Below are 1,347 nucleotides of genomic sequence, written 5' to 3'. Positions count from 1 at the left end.
CCGCAAGACTGCGAACGTCGTGTTGAACGTGGCTTTCGGCGAGCCGACGATGGCGGTTGACACGCACATCTTCCGCGTCAGCAACCGCACTGGGCTGGCACCGGGCAAGAACCCGCTCGAAGTCGAGAAGGCACTGCTCAAGCGTGTACCCGAGGCCTACCGCGTCGATGCGCACCACTGGCTGATCCTGCATGGGCGCTATGTGTGCCAGGCCCGGCTGCCGCGCTGTGGYGCGTGCCAGGTGCGCGCGTTGTGCGAGTTCGAGCCAAAGACGGCGGCGGTGTGATGCGCACGCTTTTCTGCCTGTCTCTCTGGCTCGGGCTGGCCACCGGCGCCTCGGCCCAACCCGTCAGCGTGATCGACGACAGCGGCCACACCATCACCCTGCCGAAACCGGCGCAGCGCGTGATCACGCTGGGCCCGCATCTGACCGAACAGGTCTTCGCAATCGGCGCCGGCGCGCAGGTGGTGGGTGTCAGCCGCTACAGCGACTTCCCGGCCGAGGCGAAGCAGTTGCCGATCGTCGGCGACGCGGTGGCGGTGCACCACGAAACCATCGCGACACTGAAGCCCGATCTGATCCTCGTCTGGCGCACCGGCTTCCCGGACCGCGCGCGCGCACCGCTGCAGGCGATGGGCGTGCCGGTGTTCGACAGCGAGATCCGCTCGGTGGCCGACCTGGCGCGCAGTCTGCGCACGATCGGCCAGTTACTGGGCCGCGCCGAGGCCGGCGAGGCGCAAGCGAAGCTGGTCGAGCAGCAATGGGCGCAGTTGCAGGCCGACTACGCAGCGCGCAAGCCGGTGCGGGTCTTCTACCAGCTGTGGCACCAGCCGCTGATGACGATCAACCGCGAGCACCTGATCCACCAGGCGATCACGGCTTGTGGCGGCACCAACATCTTTGGCGAGCTGCCAACCTTCACGCCCACCGTCAGCTGGGAAGCAGCCGTGCAGCGCAACCCGCAGGTCATCGCGATGGCCGGCGCGCCGAGCGACCACCCCGAACAAGGCCAGTGGCCGCGCTTCCCGGGCGTTGAAGCGGTGAAGCACCAGCGCTTCGCGATGATCGACGGCGACCTGATCGGCCGCATGGGCCCACGCTTCGTGCAAGGCGCGCGGCAGCTGTGTGAGGCGATCGACAAGGCCAGATAGAAACGAACGCCATGTCCCCACCCTGGAAGGCTCTCGCGATGGTGGCCTTGGGATTGGCCCTGCTGCCGGCTGCCCACGCCACCTCGGCGGCCAGCGCAGCCAAGGTCCCCGACGCCGAGTTGCCGATCATCGAAACCGGCGTGGCCATGCTGCCGAACGCACGGGGGCCATTCGCCTGGTTGGACGCACACACGC

General features: G+C 68.1%; 3 protein-coding genes. All 3 read left to right on the top strand.

Going from position 1 to position 1,347, the window contains the following annotated elements; genetic code table 11:
- Window positions 1-286 (top strand): endonuclease III domain-containing protein (locus tag AC1DYI_RS35810; protein ID WP_477208844.1); only part of this gene is annotated, 286 nt, incomplete at its 5' end.
- Window positions 286-1,152 carry a cobalamin-binding protein gene (locus AC1DYI_RS35805; RefSeq protein WP_477208843.1) on the top strand — a complete coding sequence of 289 codons (867 nt, stop codon included), beginning with the start codon at window positions 286-288 and terminating at the stop codon, window positions 1,150-1,152. The genes AC1DYI_RS35810 and AC1DYI_RS35805, both read left to right, overlap by 1 nt.
- 11 nt (window positions 1,153-1,163) lie before the next feature.
- Window positions 1,164-1,347: hypothetical protein (locus AC1DYI_RS35800; protein ID WP_477208842.1), on the top strand; the 184-nt coding region annotated here is incomplete at its 3' end.

It is taken from the genome of Ideonella sp. P3_A4 (assembly GCF_056403075.1).
The sequence above is the reverse complement of the archived record's forward strand: the minus strand, read 5'-3'. Positions and strand labels throughout refer to the sequence as shown.